At 71.1% G+C, this 17,656-nt stretch carries 14 protein-coding genes, 1 tRNA gene and 1 riboswitch; of the genes, 11 read left to right on the top strand and 4 right to left on the bottom strand.

Annotation, left to right across the window (positions count from 1 at the left end; all coding sequences use genetic code 11):
- The first annotated feature begins 5 nt into the window (after nucleotides 1-5).
- From DMA15_RS14790 to DMA15_RS14760, 7 genes are all read left to right on the top strand, one after another.
- Complete coding sequence (locus tag DMA15_RS14790) at nucleotides 6-1,328, top strand: cytochrome P450 (RefSeq protein ID WP_125513213.1); 1,323 nt, start codon at nucleotides 6-8, stop codon at nucleotides 1,326-1,328.
- Nucleotides 1,329-1,475: 147 nt separating this feature from the next.
- Nucleotides 1,476-2,576: a transglycosylase family protein gene (locus DMA15_RS14785; RefSeq protein WP_125517795.1), complete on the top strand. Its 1,101-nt coding sequence runs from the start codon at nucleotides 1,476-1,478 to the stop codon at nucleotides 2,574-2,576.
- Nucleotides 2,577-2,764: 188 nt separating this feature from the next.
- Nucleotides 2,765-2,952: riboswitch (cyclic di-AMP (ydaO/yuaA leader) on the top strand.
- A gap of 4 nt (nucleotides 2,953-2,956) precedes the next feature.
- Nucleotides 2,957-3,682, top strand: a complete 726-nt coding sequence (locus tag DMA15_RS14780) for a transglycosylase family protein (RefSeq protein ID WP_125513212.1) — start codon at nucleotides 2,957-2,959, stop codon at nucleotides 3,680-3,682.
- 341 nt (nucleotides 3,683-4,023) lie between these two features.
- Nucleotides 4,024-5,304: a phosphopyruvate hydratase gene (gene eno / locus DMA15_RS14775; RefSeq protein WP_125513211.1), complete on the top strand. Its 1,281-nt coding sequence runs from the start codon at nucleotides 4,024-4,026 to the stop codon at nucleotides 5,302-5,304.
- A 125-nt stretch (nucleotides 5,305-5,429) separates the two neighbouring features.
- Nucleotides 5,430-5,909 carry a septum formation initiator family protein gene (locus tag DMA15_RS14770; RefSeq protein ID WP_125513210.1) on the top strand — a complete coding sequence of 160 codons (480 nt, stop codon included), beginning with the start codon at nucleotides 5,430-5,432 and terminating at the stop codon, nucleotides 5,907-5,909.
- A 103-nt stretch (nucleotides 5,910-6,012) separates the two neighbouring features.
- Nucleotides 6,013-6,546: a DUF501 domain-containing protein gene (locus DMA15_RS14765; protein ID WP_125513209.1), complete on the top strand. Its 534-nt coding sequence runs from the start codon at nucleotides 6,013-6,015 to the stop codon at nucleotides 6,544-6,546.
- On the top strand, nucleotides 6,543-7,514 hold the full coding sequence (locus tag DMA15_RS14760; RefSeq protein ID WP_125513208.1) for a Ppx/GppA phosphatase family protein: 972 nt from the start codon (nucleotides 6,543-6,545) through the stop codon (nucleotides 7,512-7,514). Before DMA15_RS14765 ends, DMA15_RS14760 begins: the two co-directional genes overlap by 4 nt.
- Nucleotides 7,515-7,522: 8 nt before the next feature.
- Here the strand turns inward: DMA15_RS14760 and DMA15_RS14755 are convergent, their stop codons facing one another.
- Nucleotides 7,523-7,945: a VOC family protein gene (locus DMA15_RS14755; protein ID WP_125513207.1), complete on the bottom strand. Its 423-nt coding sequence runs from the start codon at nucleotides 7,943-7,945 to the stop codon at nucleotides 7,523-7,525.
- A 102-nt stretch (nucleotides 7,946-8,047) separates the two neighbouring features.
- On the opposite strand from DMA15_RS14755, the gene DMA15_RS14750 reads away from it, so the two are divergent.
- The 3 genes from DMA15_RS14750 to DMA15_RS14740 all read left to right on the top strand — a co-directional run bounded on the left by DMA15_RS14750 (nucleotide 8,048) and on the right by DMA15_RS14740 (nucleotide 11,869).
- On the top strand, nucleotides 8,048-8,641 hold the full coding sequence (locus DMA15_RS14750) for a TetR/AcrR family transcriptional regulator (RefSeq protein WP_125513206.1): 594 nt from the start codon (nucleotides 8,048-8,050) through the stop codon (nucleotides 8,639-8,641).
- Between the two features lie 362 nt (nucleotides 8,642-9,003).
- Nucleotides 9,004-10,419, top strand: a complete 1,416-nt coding sequence (locus DMA15_RS14745; protein WP_125513205.1) for an NAD(P)/FAD-dependent oxidoreductase — start codon at nucleotides 9,004-9,006, stop codon at nucleotides 10,417-10,419.
- Nucleotides 10,420-10,570: 151 nt separating this feature from the next.
- Nucleotides 10,571-11,869 carry a cyclopropane-fatty-acyl-phospholipid synthase family protein gene (locus DMA15_RS14740; protein ID WP_125513204.1) on the top strand — a complete coding sequence of 433 codons (1,299 nt, stop codon included), beginning with the start codon at nucleotides 10,571-10,573 and terminating at the stop codon, nucleotides 11,867-11,869.
- Nucleotides 11,870-11,966: 97 nt separating this feature from the next.
- Here DMA15_RS14740 and DMA15_RS14735 read toward each other — a convergent pair whose 3' ends face one another.
- Together DMA15_RS14735 and DMA15_RS14730 are read right to left on the bottom strand one after the other, a co-directional pair.
- A complete protein-coding gene (locus tag DMA15_RS14735) occupies nucleotides 11,967-14,477 on the bottom strand; it encodes an FtsX-like permease family protein (protein ID WP_125513203.1) in 2,511 nt (836 codons plus the stop codon).
- A gap of 134 nt (nucleotides 14,478-14,611) precedes the next feature.
- Complete coding sequence (locus DMA15_RS14730) at nucleotides 14,612-15,382, bottom strand: ABC transporter ATP-binding protein (protein WP_125513202.1); 771 nt, start codon at nucleotides 15,380-15,382, stop codon at nucleotides 14,612-14,614.
- Nucleotides 15,383-15,756: 374 nt separating this feature from the next.
- Between DMA15_RS14730 and DMA15_RS14725 the strand changes: the two genes are divergently transcribed.
- Nucleotides 15,757-15,839: transfer RNA gene (locus tag DMA15_RS14725), tRNA-Leu, on the top strand.
- A 29-nt stretch (nucleotides 15,840-15,868) separates the two neighbouring features.
- Here DMA15_RS14725 and DMA15_RS14720 read toward each other — a convergent pair.
- A complete protein-coding gene (locus DMA15_RS14720; protein WP_240659799.1) occupies nucleotides 15,869-17,566 on the bottom strand; it encodes an IclR family transcriptional regulator C-terminal domain-containing protein in 1,698 nt (565 codons plus the stop codon).
- Between the last annotated feature and the right edge of the window lie 90 nt (nucleotides 17,567-17,656).

Here is a 17,656-nt window from a genome sequence, read left to right as displayed (position 1 = left end):
GGGGGATGCCTGACCAGCCGAGCGGACCAGTCGACAAGCCCCAGGGGCCCGAACTCTTCACCTGGGAGTTCGCCACCGACCCCTACCCCGCGTACGCCTGGCTGCGCGAGAACTCGCCGGTGCACAGGACCACGCTGCCCAGCGGCGTCGACGCCTGGCTGGTCACCCGGTACGCCGACGCCCGCCAGGCCCTCGCCGACCAGCGGCTCAGCAAGAACCCCGCGCACCACGACGAGCCCGCCCACGCCAAGGGCAAGACCGGCATCCCCGGCGAGCGCAAGGCGGAGCTGATGACGCATCTGCTCAACATCGACCCGCCGGACCACACCCGCCTGCGGCGCCTGGTGTCGAAGGCGTTCACCCCGCGCCGCGTCGCCGAGTTCGCGCCGCGTGTGCAGGAGCTGACGGACGGCCTGATCGACGCGATCCTCGACAAGCAGGGCGCCGAGGGCGGCGGCGCGGGGAAGGGCGGCGCCGGGAAAGGTGAGGCCGACCTCATCCACGAGTTCGCCTTCCCGCTCCCCATCTACGCCATCTGCGACCTGCTCGGCGTCCCCCGCGAGGACCAGGACGACTTCCGCGACTGGGCGGGCATGATGATCCGCCACCAGGGCGGGCCCCGCGGCGGTGTCGCGCGGTCCGTGAAGAAGATGCGGGGCTATCTCGTCCAGTTGATCCACCGCAAGCGCCTCGAACCGGGCGACGACCTCATCTCCGGCCTCATCCGCGCCTCCGACCACGGCGAGCACCTCACGGCGAACGAGGCCGCGGCGATGGCCTTCATCCTTCTCTTCGCCGGGTTCGAGACCACCGTCAACCTCATCGGGAACGGCATGTACGCCCTTCTCACCCACCCCGAGCAACGCGCGCGCCTGCAACAGGCGCTGGCGGAGGGCGACACCGGCCTCCTGGAGACGGGTGTGGAGGAACTGCTCCGCTTCGACGGGCCCGTGGAGCTGGCCACCTGGCGGTTCGCCACCCAGGCGCTGACCATCGGCGGTCAGGAGATCGGCGTGGGCGACCCCGTCCTCGTCGTGCTGGCCGCCGCCGACCGCGACCCCGAACGCTTCGAGCGGCCCGACACCCTGGACCTGAGCCGCACCGACAACACGCACCTCGGGTACGGGCACGGCATCCACTACTGCCTCGGCGCCCCGCTCGCCCGTCTGGAGGGCCAGACCGCCCTCGCGACCCTGCTGCGGCGCCTTCCCGACCTGCAACTGGCGGCCGACCCAGCTGATTTGCGGTGGCGTGGCGGGCTGATCATGCGAGGACTGCGCACCCTGCCGGTGGAGTTCACGACCGCACAGGAAAAGTCCTTCGGCTGACGCATAACTGACGGCCCATCACGACTGTGATGTGCACGTGATCTCCGCTGCATCGACTTGTGACAACTGTTCGACTGCGGCTACCTTCACGTCGACTCGGGCACCCGGTGCCCAAGTCGCCGCAATAGTCTCGTGAAAGGCAACCGCATGCTCTCCGGCAATGGTCGTCACCGACGCCCCCGCCAGGCCCCGGCCCTGATCGTCGCGGCAGGAGTCACCGGATCCGCCATCGCCATCCCGCTCCTCGGAGCCACCAGCGCGAGCGCCGCCGAGACGGTCACCTGGGACAGGCTCGCCCAGTGCGAGAGCGGTGGCGCGTGGAGCGCCAACCCCGGGAACGGGTACTACGGAGGCCTCCAGCTCTCCCAGGAGACATGGGAGCAGTACGGCGGCCTCGACTACGCGCCCAGTGCCGACCAGGCCTCCAAGTCCCAGCAGATCGCCGTGGCCGAGAAGATCCTCGACGCCCAGGGTCCCGAGGCCTGGCCGAGTTGCGCCCCGATCGCCAAACTCACCGACGGTGGCGCCGCGGCCGACGTGGACCCGGGCGGTCCGGTCCTCCCGGAGCCCTCCGACTCCACCGGCACGTCCGGGGGCGGGAAGTCCGCGGACAAGGGCGAGGCCAAGGACAAGGGTGAGGCCAAGGAGAAGGGGGAGGCGGGCGCCGGTAAGTCCTCCGGCTCCGCCGACGCGTCCGACGACACGTCAGGCACCCCGGGCTCCTCCTCCGGTGACGCCGCCGACGCGGGCGACACGCCCGGCTCCGGCGACGCGTCCCGAGAGAAGAATCACGACGAGTCGGGCAAGAAGGGTAAGAAGGGCGACACGGACGGCACGGACGGCGCGGGCAAGGCCGACGGCAAGGGCGACCCGGACGGTTCCGGCAAGTCCGGGCAGAAGGGCACCACTTCCCCCGGCTCCGACGACCCGGCCGCCTCTTCCGGCGACTCCGCCACCGGCCGCCACCGCGGCGGCAGCGCCGACGACGGACGCGCCACGGGCGGCGAGAGCGGCAGCGGCGGCGACCGTCCCGGACGGCACGCCTCGCGCGGCGACGCGCGGACGGAGAAGGTCGCCGACGGGACGTACACGGTCCGCTCCGGCGACAACCTCTCGGCCATCGCGGACGACCACGACGTCAAGGGCGGCTGGCACGGCCTCTACAAGGAGAACAAGAAGACCGTCGGAGCCGACCCGGACCTCATCCTCCCCGGTCAGAGCCTCGATTTGGGCGAAAAGCGGGGGTAGTTGACGAACCGTCCGTGGACCACTTCGCGTCGTATGTCCGCATTGGTGCGAGTGAGAGATGGGTCTCACAAGCCCTGATCGTCTTTGAAATTCCGGCGATCGCGTGACTACGGTCGTGACCGCTCGCCACTGGTGGGCCCCGCCGGTCGGTACGCCGAATCCTGCCAACGGCCGAACGGGAACAGTCGTCGCTTCGAGCGCCGTAGGCAGGAGCGGGGGACCCAAGGTAAGCGCCGGGTCCGGACGTTGAGCTTCCGAACGGGAGCGGGACGTACGGAACCGGCTAGGGGTGAAGTCGCACTCATGGAAGTGCGACCGGGCAACTTCACTGGCCCGAACCCGACAGCTCACCTCGCAGGCGTCGGTGAGGGGATCAACTCATGCTGTTTTCCAGCAAGGGCAAGCACCGCCGTCCGTCCAAGGCCACCCGTGTCGTCACGCTCGCCGGTGTCACCGGTGCCGCCGTGGCCGCCCCGCTGATGGCCGCGGGCTCCGCCTCCGCCGCCACCGCCTCCGAGTGGGACGCCGTCGCCCAGTGCGAGTCCGGCGGCAACTGGTCGATCAACACCGGCAACGGCTACCAGGGCGGCCTGCAGTTCTCGCCGTCCACCTGGGCCGCGTACGGCGGCACCAAGTACGCGCCCTCCGCCGACAAGGCCTCCAAGGCCCAGCAGATCGAGATCGCCGAGAAGGTCCTCGCCGGACAGGGCAAGGGTGCCTGGCCGAGCTGTGGCGTCGGCCTCTCGGGCGCCTCGCCCAGCAGCGGCGGCGGCTCGCAGCAGGCCCCGCAGCAGCAGGCCCCGCAGCAGCAGAGCAAGCCGCAGCCGCAGCAGACGCAGCAGCAGGCCGCCCCGCAGCAGACGCAGCAGGCCCCCAAGCCGCAGCCCGCGCCGCAGACCGAGTCGAAGAAGACCGTCGAGACCCCGACCGGCAAGAAGGTCGAGAAGGGCGACGGCGAGTACAAGGTCAAGACCGGCGACACGCTGTCCAAGATCGCCGAGGCGCAGGACGTCAAGGGCGGCTGGCAGAAGGTCTACAAGCTCAACGGCGACATCATCGACAACGCCGATGTCATCTACCCGGGCCAGCAGCTCCACCTGAGCTGACCCGTCCGCGGCCGTGCCTCGGCGGACGCACGGCCGCAGCCCCGTCCCCATGGGCACCCCGCCCCGGTGCGCGTATCCCCCGTACGCACCGGGGCGGGGCCATGTCCGCCCCCCCCGCCGGCCCCCTCCGCCCGGCCCTCCGCCCCGCCCCCTTGTTCGCTACCAGCGAGTAGAAAAGGTGGGCTTACGCCCTGTTTCCCGGGTGTTTGCGCACCCGACCGTCCCAGGGGCCGGGCGGTCGGCTGGCCGAAGGCTCCGGGCCGGTTAGGCTCAGGAGGCGCAGGGCCGAAGCGGCCCGGCGTAATCGTGTATACGCGTCACACTCCCAGAAGGAGATGCTCGTGCCGTCCATCGACGTCGTCGTAGCCCGGGAAATCCTGGACTCCCGAGGCAACCCCACGGTCGAGGTCGAGGTCGGCCTCGACGACGGCAGCACCGGTCGTGCCGCCGTTCCGTCCGGTGCCTCCACCGGTGCCTTCGAGGCCATCGAACTCCGTGACGGTGACCCCAACCGTTACCAGGGCAAGGGCGTGGAGAAGGCCGTCCTCGCCGTCATCGAGCAGATCGGCCCGGAGCTCGTCGGCTACGACGCCACCGAGCAGCGCCTGATCGACCAGGCCATGTTCGACCTGGACGCCACCGACAACAAGGGCTCGCTCGGCGCCAACGCCATCCTCGGCGTCTCCCTCGCCGTCGCGCACGCCGCCTCCGAGGCCAGCGACCTGCCGCTCTTCCGCTACCTCGGCGGCCCGAACGCGCACCTGCTGCCCGTCCCGATGATGAACATCCTCAACGGCGGGTCGCACGCCGACTCCAACGTCGACATCCAGGAGTTCATGATCGCGCCGATCGGCGCCGAGTCGTTCTCCGAGGCGCTGCGCTGGGGCACCGAGGTCTACCACACGCTGAAGAAGGTCCTGAAGAGCAAGGGCCTGGCCACCGGCCTCGGCGACGAGGGCGGCTTCGCCCCGAACCTCGACTCCAACCGCGCCGCCCTGGACCTCATCCTCGAGGCCATCAAGGAGGCCGGTTACGTCCCCGGCGAGCAGATCGCGCTCGCCCTCGACGTCGCCGCGTCCGAGTTCTACAAGGACGGCACCTACCAGTTCGAGGGCAAGTCCCGCTCCGCCGCCGAGATGACCGAGTACTACGAGGAGCTCGTCGCCTCGTACCCGCTCGTCTCCATCGAGGACCCGCTGTTCGAGGACGACTGGGCCGGCTGGAACGCCATCACCGAGAAGCTCGGCGACAAGGTGCAGCTCGTCGGCGACGACCTGTTCGTCACCAACCCCGAGCGCCTGGCCCGCGGCATTGAGGAGAACTCGGCCAACGCCCTGCTCGTCAAGGTCAACCAGATCGGCTCGCTGACCGAGACCCTGGACGCCGTCGAGATGGCCCAGCGCAACGGCTTCAAGTGCATGATGTCCCACCGCTCCGGCGAGACCGAGGACGTCACCATCGCCGACCTGGCCGTCGCCACCAACTGCGGCCAGATCAAGACCGGCGCCCCGGCCCGCTCCGAGCGCGTCGCCAAGTACAACCAGCTCCTGCGCATCGAGGAGATCCTCGACGACGCCGCGGTCTACGCCGGCCGCAGCGCCTTCCCGCGCTTCAAGGGCTGAGCGGCCGCACGGGCTGAGCACGCTCGCGCAGCCCTGTAGTTACCTACGTCCCCGCACCCGGTCCCGTACCGTGTGCGGGGACGTACGTACGTTTACGCGCCGCGCTGCTCTGGGGAGGCGGAACCATGGCCAAGGCCGGGACCAAGGACCGGTTCTCCACGGCTACCCGCCTGCGGCTGCTCGGCGAGCAGACCGCCGAGCGCGTCTACCGCTCCCAGACCAAGCGCCAGGCGCGCCGCTCCCGGCTCACCGGCCGCGCGGCCCTCCTCGCGCTCGTGATCTGCTCCCTGGTCGTCGCCCTCGCCTACCCCATGAGGCAGTACGTCTCCCAGCGCGCCGAGATCGACGACCTGCGCCGGCAGAAGGCCGAGCGCCGGGCGGACGTGGAGAAGCTGCGCGACGAGAAGGCCCGCTGGCAGGACGACGCGTACGCGGAGCAGCGCATCCGGGACCGGCTGCACTACGTGATGCCGGGCGAGACCGGGTTCACGGTGATCGACCCCGCGGCGGCGCAGAGCCGGCGCGCGGATCAGGGGGCGGCCTCGCGCCCCTGGTACTCGAACGTCTGGGACGGCGTCGACAAGGCCGACCGCCCGGACGACTGACCGGACCCGATCCGAGCTGACCGGACCCGATCCGACCTGACCCGAACCGATCCGAACTGACCGTCGATCACCCCGCCGATCGACCCCTGATGGAAAGACAGTCATGGAAACGCCCCCGCCGACCACCCCGCGCACCGAGCCCACCGACGCCGACGTCGAGGCCTTCAAGCAGCAGCTCGGCCGACCGCCGCGCGGGCTGCGGGCCATCGCGCACCGCTGCCCCTGCGGTCAGCCGGACGTCGTCGAGACGGCGCCGCGCCTGCCGGACGGGACGCCGTTCCCGACCACGTACTACCTGACGTGCCCGCGGGCCGCGTCCGCGATCGGCACCCTTGAGGCCAACGGCGTCATGAAGGAGATGTCGGAGCGGCTGACGACCGACCCCGAGCTGGCCGCCGCCTACCGCGCCGCGCACGAGGACTACCTCGCGCGCCGCGACGCCATCGAGGTCCTGGAGGGCTTCCCGAGCGCGGGCGGCATGCCGGACCGCGTGAAGTGCCTGCACGTCCTGGTCGGCCACTCCCTGGCCGCGGGCCCCGGGGTGAACCCGCTCGGTGACGAGGCGATCGCGATGCTGCCCGAGTGGTGGGCGAAGGGCCCCTGCGTCACCCCGTGCGCGCCCGAGGGCGACGCGTGACCCGCGTCGCCGCCGTCGACTGCGGCACGAACTCGATCCGCCTCCTGGTCGCGGACGCCGACCCGGTCACGGGTGAACTCGTCGACCTGGACCGGCGGATGACGATCGTCCGCCTGGGCCAGGGCGTGGACCGGACCGGCCGTCTCGCCCCCGAGGCCCTGGAGCGCACCTTCGCGGCCTGCCGCGAGTACGCCGAGGTGATCAAGGAGCACGGCGCCGAGCGCGTCCGCTTCGTCGCCACCTCCGCGTCGCGCGACGCGGAGAACCGCGACGAGTTCGTCCGGGGCGTCCTGGACATCCTGGGCGTCGAGCCGGAGGTCATCACCGGCGCGCAGGAGGCGGAGTTCTCCTTCACCGGCGCGACCAAGGAGCTGACCGGCCGCGACGACCTCGCCAAGCCGTACCTGGTCGTGGACATCGGCGGCGGTTCGACGGAGTTCGTGGTCGGCACCGACTCCGTCCGTGCGGCCCGCTCGGTGGACGTCGGCTGCGTCCGGATGACCGAGCGCCATCTCGTACGGGACGGGCTCGTCGCGGACCCTCCGACGCGGGAGCAGTTCGCCGCGGTCCGCGCGGACATCGAGGCGGCCCTCGACCTCGCCGGGGCGACGGTCCCCCTGAAGGAGGCGCGCACCCTGGTGGGCCTCGCGGGCTCGGTCACCACGCTCGCCGCGATCGCGCTCGGCCTGGAGACCTACGACAGCGCGGCGATCCACCACTCCCGCCTCTCGTACGACCAGGTCGCCACGATCACCGACCACCTGATGACCGCGACGCACGCCGAACGCGCCGCGATCCCGGCGATGCACCCGGGCCGCGTCGACGTGATCGCGTCGGGCGCCCTGGTACTGCTGGCGATCATGGACAGGATCGGCGCGCGAGAGGTGGTCGTGAGCGAGCACGACATCCTGGACGGCATTGCCTACAAGGTGGCGCAGGAGATCGACGACGAGCGGCTGCTGGACTGAGCCGGCGTCTACTGGACGTACTGACCCGCGTACTCGCCGGTCGCCGGTATGACCGTGATGACGTCGATCATCACGCCGTCCGGTGCCGCGACGATGAAGTGGCGCTGGCCGAACTCCTCCGTGCGCAGGGGGAGGAGTTCGGGCAGGCCCGCCTCGTCGACCAGTCTGCGGTGTTCCGCGTCGGCGTCGTCGACCTCGAAGTTGAGCAGGAGGCCGCCCCTGAGCGGGGTGCGGTGGCCCTCGGGGAGGGTCGGGTGGGCGTGGTCGAGCAGGGCCAGTTCGTACTGCGGGGCGTCCGGGCGGCGGAGGCTGACGTACCAGTCGGCCTCGAAGGTCACCTCGAAGCCGAAGTGGCGGGTGTAGAAGCGGCGTGCCGCGGCGACATCGCCGGTGGCGATCACCGGGTAGAAGCTTCCGAGCCTGGCCGTCATGGGTGTCTCCCTCTGCCTGTGGCGGGCGTTTCGCATACCCCGGGTATGTGAGGGGTGGACGGTAACATACCCCGGGTATGTGAAGAGAGGGGTGGAGCAGGGATGGGTGGTGCGCGGGCCGAGCAGCGGGCGGCGACCCGGCGGGCGCTGTTGGCCGAGGGGCGCCGGAGGTTCGCCGTCGACGGCTATCACGATGTCGTCCTCGCCGAGGTGGCGCAGGGGGCCGGGGTGACCAAGGGGGCCGCCTACCACCACTTCGAGAGCAAGGCGGGGCTCTTCCGGGCCGTCGTCGCCGAGGTGCAGCGCGAACTGGGCGAGCGGGTGGCGGAGGCCGCCGGGCGGCACGAGGATCCCTGGGAGCAGCTGCGGGCCGGGTGCCGGGCCTTCCTCGCCGCCGGGCGCGACCCGGTGGTGCGCCGCGTCGTGCTGATGGACGCCCCGGCCGTGCTCGGGTGGGACGAGTGGCGGGCCATGGACGAGGACTCCTCCGCCCGGCACCTGACCGAGGTGCTCGGCGCCCTCGTCGCGGCCCGCGTCATCGCCGACCGGCCCGTGGAGCCCCTCGCGCGCCTGCTGTCGGGGGCGATGAACGAGGCGGCGCTGTGGCTCGCGCGGTCGACGGATCCGCGCGCGCCGGAGCAGACGGAGCAGGCCCTGGACCGCCTGCTGAGCGGGTTGCGCGCCCCGAACGGCTGACGCCGGGGCCCTGCGGTGACGCCCTGTCGGGAAAGTTCGTGAAGTTCTTCACAAGGAATTCGGCCCTCGCGGGCGAGGTTCTTGCCCGTCGAGGCCCGGAATGGGTCATTCAGAGGCTTCCCGGCGTGTGGCCGCGGCGTTTCGGGAAAGGAGCCGAGGAGTGAAGCGGAGTGGTGGTCCACTCCGGGCGAGGAGCCGGAGCGGCAGCTCACAAGGGGTGGACAACGACTCGCGTTACACCGTGGTTCCCCTGGGGCGCCATGACCTCGGTCACGTGGGCGGCGAAGTGTAGCAGAGCCCCTCGGCATGCTTGTGAAGGGGCGCACGAGCGACCCCCGCCGGGCGGGTGGATACTCGATGGCATGAGCACCACGGAGCGTCCCAGGATCCTCGTAGTAGGCGGTGGGTACGTAGGCCTGTACGCAGCTCGGCGCATCCTCAAGAAGATGCGCTTCGGAGAGGCGACCGTCACGGTCGTCGACCCCCGGTCGTACATGACTTACCAGCCCTTCCTCCCCGAAGCCGCCGCCGGCAGCATCTCGCCGCGGCACGTCGTCGTCCCGCTGCGACGCGTGCTGCCCAAGGCGGAGGTTCTCACCGGCCGGGTCACCACCATCGACCAGGACCGGAAGGTGGCCACCATCGCCCCCCTCGTGGGCGAGGCGTACGAGCTGCCGTTCGACTACCTCGTCATCGCGATGGGCGCGGTCTCCCGCACCTTCCCGATCCCCGGCCTCGCCGAGCAGGGCATCGGCATGAAGGGCATCGAGGAGGCCATCGGCCTGCGCAACCACGTCCTCGAGCAGCTGGACAAGGCTGACTCCACGACCGACGAGGACGTCCGCCGCAAGGCGCTGACCTTCGTCTTCGTCGGCGGTGGCTTCGCGGGTGCGGAGACCATCGGCGAGGTCGAGGACATGGCCCGCGACGCGGCCAAGTACTACAACAACGTCAAGCGCGAGGACATGCGCTTCGTCCTCGTCGACGTCGCCGACAAGATCCTCCCCGAGGTCGGCCCCAAGCTCGGCCAGTACGGCAAGGAGCACCTCGAGGGCCGCGGCGTCGAGGTCTACCTGAAGACCGGCATGGACTCCTGCGTGGACGGCCACGTGGTCCTCAACAACGGCCTCGAGGTCGACTCCAACACCATCGTGTGGACCGCCGGCGTCAAGCCGAACCCGGCGCTCACCCGCTTCGGTCTGCCGCTCGGCCCCCGCGGCCACGTGGACACCCAGACCACCCTCCAGGTGCAGGGCACGGACTACATCTGGGCCGCGGGCGACAACGCCCAGGTGCCGGACATGGCCGCCCGCAAGGCGGGCAACGAGAACGCCTGGTGCCCGCCGAACGCCCAGCACGCGCTGCGTCAGGCCAAGGTCCTCGGCGACAACGTGATCTCCGGCATGCGGGGCTTCCCGCAGAAGGAGTACAGCCACGCCAACAAGGGTGCGGTCGCCGGTCTCGGCCTGCACAAGGGCGTCGCGATGATCGTCATGGGCAAGATGAAGATCAAGCTCAAGGGCCGTCTCGCCTGGTACATGCACCGCGCGTACCACGGCATGGCGATGCCGACGTTCAACCGCAAGATCCGCGTCTTCGCGGACTGGACGCTCGGCATGTTCCTCAAGCGCGAGGTCGTCTCCCTCGGTGCTCTGGAGGCCCCGCGCGAGGAGTTCTACGAGGCCGCCAAGCCGGCCCCGAAGCCGCAGGCCGCGGCCGAGCCCGCCCCGGCGGCCAAGGCCGAGGCCAAGGACAACGAGAAGGCCAAGGCCTCCTGACCTCGCGTCACTGATCCACCCCGAAGGGGGCCGCCCGCCATCCGTGGTGCGGGCGGCCCCCTTCGGCGTGCGGCGGGAGTGCGCGGGGGCCCTTCGGTGTTTACGTGGTGTCCGGACCGTCAAGCGGTCCTTCCTCACGGAGGTGTGCGCCATGCAGAACGCCGCACTGCGGCTGAAGGAACTCGCCGAGCGGCTCATCGGAGCCGAGCTGCCGGTACGCATCCGCGGCTGGGACGGTTCCGAGGCCGGGCCCCCCGGCGCCCCCACCCTCGTCGTACGCAACCGCCGCGCCCTGCGCCACCTCCTGTGGAAGCCCGGCGAACTGGGCCTGGCCCGCGCCTGGGTCGCCGGGGACCTGGACGTCGACGGGGACCTCTACGAGACGCTGGACCGGATGGCGGGGTTCATCTGGGAGCGCGGCGAGGACGCCAGGACCCTGCGGCAGGCCGTGCGCGACCCCGACGTCCGCGCCGCCGCCCGCGAGCTGCTCGCCCTCTCCGCGCCCTTCCTGCCACCCGCCCCGCCACCGGAGGAGCGGCGCAGACGCGGCCGCCTCCACCGGCACACCAAGCACAGCGACCGGCGGGCCATCAGCCACCACTACGACGTGGGCAACGACTTCTACGAGCTGGTGCTCGGCCCCTCGATGGTCTACTCCTGCGCCTACTGGGCCTCGCCCGACGCCACTCTGGAGGACGCCCAGCGCGACAAGCTCGAACTCGTCTCACGCAAGCTCGGCCTGCGGCCCGGCACGCGCCTGCTCGACGTCGGCTGCGGCTGGGGCTCCATGGCGATCCACGCGGCCCGCGAGCACGGCGTCAACGTCGTCGGCGTCACCCTCTCCCAGGAGCAGGCCGCGTATGCCAGGAAGCGCATCGCCGAGGAGGGCCTCACCGACCGGATCGAGATCCGCGTCCAGGACTACCGCGACGTGCGCGACGGCCCGTACGACGCGATCTCCTCCATCGGCATGGCCGAACACGTCGGCTCCGAGCGGTACTTGGAGTACGCGCACGATCTGCACGCCCTCCTGAAGCCGGGCGGGCGGCTGCTCAACCACCAGATCGCGCGCCGCCCGCAGACGGACGAATCGGCGTACTCGGTCGACGAGTTCATCGACGCGTACGTCTTCCCCGACGGGGAGCTGGCGCCAGTGGGGACCACGGTGAGCCTGCTGGAGCGGGCCGGGTTCGAGGTGCGCGACACGGAGGCCATCCGCGAGCACTACGCCCTCACCCTGCGCGGCTGGGTCGCCAACCTGGAGGCGGCGTGGCCCGAGGCCCAGCGCCTCACCTCGCCCGGCCGCGCCCGCGTCTGGCGGCTCTACATGGCCGCCTCCGCGCTCGCCTTCGAACACAACCGCATCGGCGTCAACCAGGTCCTGGCGGTGAAGACCCCCGAGGGCGGCGCCTCGGGGCTGCCGCTGCGGTCCCGGGAGTGGCGGGCGTAACCGCGTACGTGCGAGAAGCCACGGCCGCGTACGTACGTACGTGAAAGGGGCCCCCGGCGATTCACCGCCGGGGGCCCTTCCTCGTACCGCTGACCGTCTACTCGCTCTTGATGGCCATCAGCGGGTTCAGCTTCGCCGCGCTGCGGGCCGGCCACATCGCCGCGAGGACGCCGACCAGGGCCGCGATCCCGAGGAAGACCACGATCCGGCCGAGCGGGACCTCCATGGAGTACGTGGAGACGCTGTTCGAGATGGTGCCGCCCGCGACCCAGCCCATGAAGAGGCCGAGGCCGATGCCGAGCACCGCGCCGAACAGGGAGATGATGACCGCCTCAAGGCGCACCATCTGCTTGACCTTCGCGCGGTCCAGGCCGATCGCCCGCAGCATGCCGATCTCGTGCTTGCGCTCGAAGACCGACATGGCGAGGGTGTTGATGACGCCGAGCACCGCGATCAGGACGGCCATGGCGAGCAGGCCGTAGAGCATGTTCAGCATCATGTTGATGGCGCCGGCCACCGCGTTGCTGATCGCGTCCTTGTCCTGGACGGTGATGGCGGGGTTCTCGCCGAGGGCCTTGACGATGGCGTCCTCGGCCTTGTCGGAGGCGCCGCCCTTCATTTTCACGAGCACCTGCTTGTCGACGACCTTGGTCAGGTGCTTGTCGACGACGGAGGTGGGGGCGAAGACGCCGCTGAGCATCTCGTTGCCCTCGTAGACCCCGGAGACCCTCACCTTGACCGTCTTGCTGTCGTCGTCGAACTTCAGGGGGAAGGTGTCGCCCGCCTTGAGGCCCTGGTCCTTGGCCAGCTTGTCGTCGACGAGTACGTCACCGGCCTTCAGGCCCTCCGCCGAGCCGCCGGTGAAGTCCATGCCGACCAGGCTGCCGAAGGTCTTCGGGTCGACGCCGGAGATGGTGGTGAAGCCGCCGTCGGCCTCGCCGTACGCCTGGCGCAGCGGGCTGGTCGCCTCGACGTCCGGGATCTTGTCGAGCTTCTCGCGGACCTCGGGGGTCAGCGGCTGGAAGTTCGCCATGGAGACGCTGTAGTCGGCCTTCATGGAACCGGCGGCCATCTTGTTGATGGCGGTGCTCATGGAGGTGGCGACCACCGTCATCGCCGTGATGAGGGTGAGGCCGATCATCAGCGCCGAGGCGGTGGACGCCGTACGGCGCGGGTTGCGCACCGAGTTGAGGCGCGAGAGCTTGCCGGTGACGCCGAACGGCTTCAGGAGCGGGGCCGCGGCGGCGATGAACGGGCGGGAGAGCAGCGGCGTGAGGACGATGACGCCGACGAGCATGACGCCCGCGCCGCCCGACTTCACGTAGTTGTCGTCCATGAAGAGCATCAGCGCGCCCAGGGCGACGATGACGGACCCGATGGTGTTGCGGACCACGAGGCCGCGCGTGGTCGGCGTCGCGTGGACGCTGTTCATCGCGGCGACCGGCGGGATCCGCGCGGCGCGGCGGCCCGGCAGCCAGGCGGCCAGCATCGTCACGACGACACCGATGAGCAGGGCGACCAGGATCGTGGTCGGGGCGATGACGAGCGGGCCCGAGGGCAGCGAGGCACCGGCGGAGTTCATCAGGGACTCCAGGCCGACCGCCACGCCGATGCCGAGCGCGAAGCCGGTCACGGCGGCGATCACGCCGACGAGGAACGCCTCGATCAGCACGGAGCGCGTCACCTGGCGGCGCGAGGCGCCGACGGCCCGCATGAGCGCCAGCTCCTTGGTGCGCTGGGCGACCAGCATGGTGAAGGTGTTGGCGATGATGAAGATGCCGACGAAGAGCGCGATGCCCGCGAAGATCAGCAGGACCTGGCTCATGGAGCTGGTCTGCTCCTCGATCATGTCGTCCTGCTGGGACTTGAGCTCGCCGCCCGTCGTCGTCGACGAGTCCTTGGGCGCGACCTTCTCGATCGCGCCCTCCAGGGCCGACTCGGAGGTGCCGGCGGCCGCCTTCACGTCGATCTCGTCGTACTGGGTCTTGTTCAGCTCCTTGAAGGCGGTCCGGTTGTCGAACACCACCAGGCTGCCGCCCGCGACGACGCTGCCCTCGTCGGTGTCGAAGATGCCGCTGACCTTCGCGGTGCGGACCGGGCCGTCCGTCGAGTAGCGGACGGTGTCGCCCACCTTGTAGCCGGTGCGGTCGGCGGTACGGGAGTCCAGGGCGAGTTCGCCCGCGGACTTCGGGGCGGCGCCGCCGGTGAAGTCGTAGCGCGGGTCCTTGCCGTCCTTGCCCGGGTAGTAGTTGGCGCCGGTGGTGCCCCACTCGCCGCCGACGAGCTTGCCGTCCTTGTCGGCGAGCGCGGTGAACCCGGAGACGGAACCGAGCGCGGATTCGGCGCCGGGCAGCTCCCCGACCTTCTTCAGGAGGGAGTCGGTGAGCTGGGGCTTCTCCTTCTTCTCCTCCTCGCCGGAGCCACCGGAGAGGACGGCGACGGAGACGTGGTCGAAGCTCTTCGCCGACTTGTTCTTGTAGGCGTTGCCGAAGGTGTCGGTGAAGACGAGGGTGCCGGAGACGAAGGCGACACCGAGCATGACGGCGAGCACGGTCATCAACAACCGGGCTTTATGCGCGAGCACATTGCGCAGGGCGGTACGGAACATGGGTGTGAGTCCAGGTGAGGGGGGAAGGAGCGCCCCGTCAGGGGCAGGAGGGCTGGGGAAGCGCCCCGTCAGGGGCGCGGGGAACTGCGCGACCAGCCACATGCGGCCCGCAGTAAAAGATGAACCGGCGCCTACTAGCTGGTCCGCCCCTTGGCGTCGAAGTCCTTCATCCGGTCAAGCACGCCCTCGGCGCTCGGCCGGTGCATCTCGTCCACGATCCGCCCATCGGCAAGAAAGATCACGCGATCCGCGTAAGACGCGGCGACCGGGTCATGCGTGACCATCACAACGGTCTGCCCGAGGTCCCGCACGGAGTTCCGCAGGAAGCCGAGGACCTCCGCCCCCGACCGGGAGTCGAGGTTTCCGGTCGGCTCGTCACCGAAGATGATCTCCGGCTGGGAGGCGAGCGCGCGGGCCACCGCGACCCGCTGCTGCTGGCCGCCGGACAGCTCCGTGGGCCGGTGGCCGAGCCGCCCCGAGAGGCCGACCATCTCGATGACCTGCTCCAGCCACCGCTTGTCCGGCTTGCGGCCCGCGATGTCCATGGGGAGCGTGATGTTCTCCAGGGCGGTGAGGGTCGGCAGCAGGTTGAACGCCTGGAAGATGAAGCCGATCTTGTCCCGGCGGAGCTTGGTGAGCTGCTTGTCCTTGAGCGTGGACAGCTCGGTCTCGCCGAGGCGGACCGACCCGGAGCTGAAACTGTCCAGGCCCGCGACGCAGTGCATCAGCGTCGACTTGCCCGAGCCCGAGGGACCCATGATCGCGGTGAACTCGCCCTGTCCGAAGTCGACGGAGACGTGGTCCAGGGCGACCACCTGGGTCTCACCCTGTCCGTACACCTTGGAGAGATCCGTGGCGCGCGCGGCCACGGCTGTGGCGCGGGTGGCGAAGGGGGTGGTGGTCACGGGACGGTGCTCCTGTCGGGACGACGAGTGGGGACGTACTCCATCGTGCTGCCCGATCGGTGCCGTGTAGTCAGCCGCTGTTCCGGTTCCGGGGGCCCTCTCGAGTCGGACCCAGGTGCGCCGTGTCATACCTGGGGATGAGGGGCGGCCCTGAGAGGGGAGGAGGGGCCGGGCGGCTAAATTCCGTCATTCCGTGCAGAGGCCCACGAGACCGGCCGGAGCCGGGGAAAGGCCTCCGGCAAGTACCGATGGCGCGTTCCGGGGGCTGATGCTCCCTCAGACGTCAATAAAATAAGACAACATCGGGTCCCCCATCCGCTGTTCGGGGGACGCCTCCCGATAGGGTCGAATCCTTGCTGCGGGGCCCATGGCCTGCCCGGATGGTGGAATGCAGACACGGCGAGCTTAAACCTCGCTGCCCCTCGGGGGCGTGCCGGTTCGAGTCCGGCTCCGGGCACCTCCCATGCAGGTCAACCGCCCCGCCGGTCAGCTCATTCGTACTTCGTTGAAGCGGGCTGCCGTGTGCAGGTCCGTCTCGATCGCGGCCGCCGTGGCGCGCAGCGCGGGGAGCAGGGCGTCCCGGGTCCCGGAGAGCGGGGCGGTGCCCGCGTGCTGGGCGATGTTCAGGGCGGCGACCACCTGTCCCGCCGCGTCCCTGACCGGTACGGCCACCGAGCGCAGGCCGTCCTCCAGTTCCTGGTCGGCGGTGGCGTGGTCCTCGGCGGCGGCGCGGTCGAGGACGCGGGCCAGCTCGGCGGGGTCGGTCACGGTGTGCGGGGTGAGGGCGCGGGGCGGGGCGGCCTTCAGCAGGCGCTCGCGTTCCTCCGGCGGGAGCCCGGCGAGCAGGACGCGGCCCATCGCGGTGGCGTACGCGGGAAAGCGGGTGCCCACCGTGATGTGGACGCTCATGACGCGGACCGTGGCGGCCCGTGCGACGTACCGGATGTCCGTGCCGTCCAGGACCGTCACCGATGCCGACTGGTGCACGCGGTCGGCCAGTGCGCGCAGGTGCGGCTCGGCCAGCTCGGCGAAGGTGAGCCGGGACAGGGCCGCGTGGCCGAGTTCGAGGATGCGGGGGAGTGGGCGGAAGAGGCGCCCGTCGTGGGCCGCGTACCCCGTGAGCGCCAGGGTGTGCAGGCAGCGCCGGGCGGTGGCCCTCGGCAGCCCGGTGGCGGCGGCGAGCGCGGTGAGCGGCAGCCCGTCGCCCCGGGCCTCGCCCAGAGCGCGCAGGACGGCGAGGCCACGGGCGAGGGACTGGAGGAAGCCGGGACCCAGCTCCTCCTTGGCGGCCTGCGGGTCGAAGGCGGGGAGCGCCGGTTCCGGGTCCGCCAGGTCGACGGGGTGCTCCGCCTCCGAGGCGCCCAGCGCCACGGCGTGTTCCGCCCCTGAGGCGCCCGGCGTCCCCGCCCCCGCCATGCCCCCCAGCCGCTCCGCCTCCATCCGCAGGCGCGGCAGCACCGCCGCCGCCAGCGCCTCCGCCGTGTACCTGCTCGTGTGGCTCACCGCCGACAGGGCGTACCGGACCCGGCCGGCGCCGTCGCGTACCGGGACCGCCACCGCGATCAGGCCCGGCTCGATCAACTGGTCGTCCAGGGCCCAGCCGGTCTCCTTGGCGCGGGCCACGCGCGCGGCGAGATCGGGAACGGCCGAGGGCGCCGGGCCCGGCGGCAGCGCGGGGAAGGCCTCCTCCGCGGGGCCCGCCGCCACGCGCGCGTGCCAGGCCGCCCACTCCTCCTCGCCCCACGCGTCCGCGAAGAGCGCGCCGGGAGCGCAGCGCTCGGGCGGCAGCAGGTCCCCGATGCGGAAGGCCACCGACATCGCGCGGCGCCGCGCCGCCTGCGTCACGAAGCGCACCCCGTCGCCGTCGGGCACCGCGAGCGACACCGACTCGTCCAGCTCGTCCGCGAGCCGGGCCGTGCGCGCGGCGACCTCGCCGGTCAGGCCGCTCGCCGCGAGGTAGGCGTTGCCCAGCTCCATGAGGCGGGGGGTGAGGTGCAGCTGCTGCCCACGCGTGCGTACGTATCCGATCCTGGCCAGCGTCGCCACGACCCGGTCCACCGTGGAGCGGGCGAGGCCCGTGGCGCGTACGAGGTCACCCGCGCGCAACTGCCCCTGCTCCGCCACGGCGAGCGCCCGCAGGACTGCCAGGCCGCGCTCCAGGGGGCGTACGGACTCTTCCGGCATGGCGGCGCTCCTCATGTCCGACGGAATCGGGTGCCGCACACCCGTTGACACCGCACAGGCGCGGCCCGAGACTCCCGTGCAACGCATTAT

It is taken from the genome of Streptomyces sp. WAC 01529 (assembly GCF_003945545.1).
Taxonomy (GTDB): Bacteria; Actinomycetota; Actinomycetes; order Streptomycetales; family Streptomycetaceae; genus Streptomyces; species Streptomyces anatolicus.
This window is presented reverse-complemented; position numbering and strand designations above follow the sequence as displayed.

Bases quoted from the DNA above. Each gene is read 5' to 3' on its own strand.
- DMA15_RS14755 (WP_125513207.1), bottom strand. From the start codon at position 7,945: ATGACGGCCAGGCTCGGAAGCTTCTACCCGGTGATCGCCACCGGCGAT.
- DMA15_RS14735 (WP_125513203.1), bottom strand. From the start codon at position 14,477: ATGTTCCGTACCGCCCTGCGCAATGTGCTCGCGCATAAAGCCCGGTTG.
- DMA15_RS14785 (WP_125517795.1), top strand. From the start codon at position 1,476: ATGCTCTCCGGCAATGGTCGTCACCGACGCCCCCGCCAGGCCCCGGCC.
- DMA15_RS14790 (WP_125513213.1), top strand. From the start codon at position 6: ATGCCTGACCAGCCGAGCGGACCAGTCGACAAGCCCCAGGGGCCCGAA.
- DMA15_RS14770 (WP_125513210.1), top strand. From the start codon at position 5,430: ATGGCCAAGGCCGGGACCAAGGACCGGTTCTCCACGGCTACCCGCCTG.
- DMA15_RS14745 (WP_125513205.1), top strand. From the start codon at position 9,004: ATGAGCACCACGGAGCGTCCCAGGATCCTCGTAGTAGGCGGTGGGTAC.
- DMA15_RS14740 (WP_125513204.1), top strand. From the start codon at position 10,571: ATGCAGAACGCCGCACTGCGGCTGAAGGAACTCGCCGAGCGGCTCATC.
- DMA15_RS14750 (WP_125513206.1), top strand. From the start codon at position 8,048: ATGGGTGGTGCGCGGGCCGAGCAGCGGGCGGCGACCCGGCGGGCGCTG.
- DMA15_RS14765 (WP_125513209.1), top strand. From the start codon at position 6,013: ATGGAAACGCCCCCGCCGACCACCCCGCGCACCGAGCCCACCGACGCC.
- DMA15_RS14780 (WP_125513212.1), top strand. From the start codon at position 2,957: ATGCTGTTTTCCAGCAAGGGCAAGCACCGCCGTCCGTCCAAGGCCACC.
- DMA15_RS14720 (WP_240659799.1), bottom strand. From the start codon at position 17,566: ATGCCGGAAGAGTCCGTACGCCCCCTGGAGCGCGGCCTGGCAGTCCTG.